We start from the raw sequence: 3198 nt of genomic DNA on the forward strand, positions 1-3198 counted from the left end.
GGTGAAGCCCGCCGACATGACCATCACCACGCACATTTGCCGCGGCAACTTCCGCTCCACGTGGTTCTCTTCGGGCGGCTACGAGCCGGTGGCCGAGGTGCTGTTCGGCGGCGCGAACTACGACGGGTTCTTCCTGGAATACGATTCCGACCGCTCGGGCGACTTCGCACCGCTTGCGCACATCAAGGACCAGAAAGTGGTGTTGGGCCTGATCACGTCGAAGTTCCCTGAGCTAGAAAACGAGGACGACGTTATCGCGCGCATCCACGAGGCCGCGCAGTACGTGCCGCTTGAGCAGCTGCGCCTGTCCACGCAGTGCGGGTTCTCCTCCACCGAGGAAGGCAACGTGCTGACCGAGGACGACCAGTGGGCGAAGATCGCGCTGGTCAAGCGCATCGCCGAGCGCGTGTGGGGGTAGTGCGCGCAGGGCACGAGACGTACGCATAACATGCCGAGAGAGGCGCCAAGCGGAATGACTTGGCGCCTTTTGTTTTGTGGGAATGCGAGTGACCGTGGCTTTGCCCATGCGGCGGGCAACCACAATCTCTTCCCCACGCACACGCCAGGCTGCCACGAGCCCTGCCGAATGGCCTGATTGCGTGGCGATGGCCCGGGCGGGGCGCCGGGAGTGCTATGGTATGGCGAAATCATTCGCGAAGGACGAGGCGTGTTTTGAGCAGCAAAAACAATTTGAAGTCGATATTCGTCGTGTGCCTGCTGGGGCTTTTGCTAGGCGGGCTGTACGTGGGCATGGTGGCGCCGGTGCGCCTGGTCATCCAGGAGCAGTTCGGCCTTGACGACGCCACGGGCATCTGGATGATCAACATCTACACGTTGTTTTACGCGGCGTGCATCCCTGTAGTGGGCAAGCTGGCCGACATGCGCGGGCGCAAGCCGGTGTTTCTGGGGTGCCTGATCACGTTCGGCGCAGGGTCGCTGATATGCGGGTTGTCGCAGATGGCCGGCAGTTTCGAGGTGCTGCTGGCGGGCCGCTTGGTGCAAGCCGTGGGCGCGTGCGGCGTCATTCCCGTGGCGAATGCGGAAATCGGCTCGACGTTTCCGCAGGAGAAGAAGGGCATGGCGCTGGGCATCGCCGCCGCCGTGGCCGGCATCGCCAACGTGCTGGGCGCCGCCGCGGGAAGCCTGATCATGGGCCTGGTGGGCAACGAGAACTGGTCGGCGCTGTTCTTCTTCGCGCTGCCCGTGTGCGCAGCGCTGGTGATTGCCGGGGCGCGCGCGCTGCCGAACCGCACCGTCGATAACCGCGAGCCGCTTGATGCGGCCGGGTCGGTGCTGATGGTGATAACCGTGCTGCTGCTGTTACTGGCGCTGCAGGGCATCGACGTGGGCAATCTGGGCGCGTCACTGGGCTCGGCGGCCGTGCTGGGACCGGCGACGGGCTTCGCCGTGTTCCTGGTGGCATTCGTGCTGGTGGAGCGCCGTGCGAAAAGCCCGGTTTTCCACCTGGAGTATTTGGGCAACCGCGCCATTGTGGTGACCATGGTGGTGAGCTTTTTCGTGGGCTGCGTCACCATCACCATGACATTGATCCCCGAGGTGGCCGAGTTCATCATGGACGCGCCGGTGGGCTCGGGCGGGCTGTATATCCTGCCCGTGGGTGTGATGTGCATGTTCGGACCGCCGCTGGGCGGCAAGCTCATCGACAAGTTCGGGCCGAAGCCGGTGCTGATGAGCGGCCTGGCCATTGCAACCGTGGGCTTTTTCATGCTGGCGCTGGCAAGCTTGGGCAGCGCGAACGCCGTGCTGCTGATTGCGGGGCTTGCCGTCATGGGCCTGGGCATGGGTTTTGCGATGGGTGCGCCGACGAACTACATGATTCTGGAGAACACGAGCCCCGCCGAAAGCGGGTCGGCCATTGCCACGATCGCGCTGGTGCGGCAAGTGGGCACGACGGTGGCGCCGGCTGTGCTGCTGGGGTTCGTGACGGCGTCGCCGGGGGCGGCGGGGTTCTTCCAGATGCTGGTGTGCGCGGCCGGGTTCTGCCTGGTGTCGCTGGTATGCATGCTGACGTATCGCGCGAAGTGACGGGCGCAGGCGCGGGCGTTTGCAGGCGCTTACTTGAAGGTAAGCACTTGGCGCGCTGCGGGGGCGGCTTATAATTTGGTTTCGGAAGAAATCGATGCGAAAGGAGCCGTTCCCATGGACAAGGAGCTGTTTGATTACGTTGCCGAGCGCGCCGAGGTGCTAGCTACCGCCGATTCGAGCAAGCAGGAGACCAGGGACGCCGCTGCCGCGTGGAAGCAGGCCGTCGAAGGCGCCGACGATGCCGCCGTCGAGGTCGCCACGAAAACGCTGGTGGACTACCTGGACGGCCGCCCGAACACCATCGATGCCGTGATTGCCTTTGCCGAGGGCCCGGCGAAGCAGCTGATGGGCGAAGAGGCAGCCGCCGCCATGGCCGCCGAGCAGAAGCAGCGCAAGGAGCAGGGCGCGAAATGGTGCGGCTGCCCGTCTTGCACCGCCGCTTCCGAGATTCTGGCGAAGTTCGGCCGCTGCGAGCTGTAGTTCGTAGGGTTTTGCGGGTTTGAGGGGTTCGCTGGCTTGCGAGCTCGTGGGCTTTGTGGGGTTCACGAGGCTTACGGATTAGCGGGTTTGCGGGGCTTGCTGGCTTGCATGGTGCGCCGCGCACGTTCGGGAAACCGAGGGCGCACAGCGTTATTTTGCGTTTGAGGGGTAAATTCGCAGGTCAACGCTATGCTTGACTCCGTTGATACAATAAGGGTCTGATAAACCGCGCGTGGACTTTTCCAGACTTTGTGCGTCTTCTTTTCGCCACGCAACCGCTTTGCTGCCGGGTTTTCGCCCACGCAGCTTCCCGATTGCATGAAGGAGCGTGCATACGTATGTCGAACTCTGCCCTATCCCCTGCTGCCGCAGGAACTTCTGCCACCCAATCCCCCTCCCTGCGTTCCGCAGAAATGCAATCCGCACGGCTATCTGCCATAAAGGCTACCGCAGCGACGCCCACGATAAACGCCAGCAAAGGTGTCGCGAGCGTCCAAACTGACCGGCGCACGTGGGTTACCGATACGGCAACCCACGAAAACGATACGGGCGGCCACTCGCGTAGGAAACGCGGCGAAGGTGCCGCTACCCGTGCGCGCGCCGTGGCGCTGGTGTTCTTCGGCGGCGCGTGCTACGGATTCAACGCCACGTGCTACAAGCTCTCCTATGCTG

The 3198-nt window shown here is 63.7% G+C and carries 2 protein-coding genes and 2 pseudogenes; all 4 read left to right on the top strand.

The window, feature by feature from the left end; all coding sequences use genetic code 11:
• A pseudogene (locus ACWI6D_RS09225) lies at positions 1–418 on the top strand (5-methyltetrahydropteroyltriglutamate--homocysteine S-methyltransferase); the annotation flags it as partial.
• 254 nt (positions 419–672) lie between these two features.
• Positions 673–2046, top strand: a complete 1374-nt coding sequence (locus ACWI6D_RS09230; RefSeq protein WP_449134468.1) for an MFS transporter — start codon at positions 673–675, stop codon at positions 2044–2046.
• Positions 2047–2160: 114 nt separating this feature from the next.
• Positions 2161–2526 (top strand): 3-hydroxyisobutyrate dehydrogenase, encoded by a 366-nt coding sequence (locus ACWI6D_RS09235; protein ID WP_449134469.1) that lies wholly within the window; start codon positions 2161–2163, stop codon positions 2524–2526.
• Positions 2527–2864: 338 nt separating this feature from the next.
• Positions 2865–3198, top strand: a pseudogene (locus ACWI6D_RS09240) (hypothetical protein); the annotation flags it as partial.

The organism is Senegalimassilia sp., assembly GCF_977052095.1.

Coding starts and splice junctions, on each gene's coding strand:
- ACWI6D_RS09235 (WP_449134469.1), top strand. CDS start 2,161: ATGGACAAGGAGCTGTTTGATTACGTTGCCGAGCGCGCCGAGGTGCTA.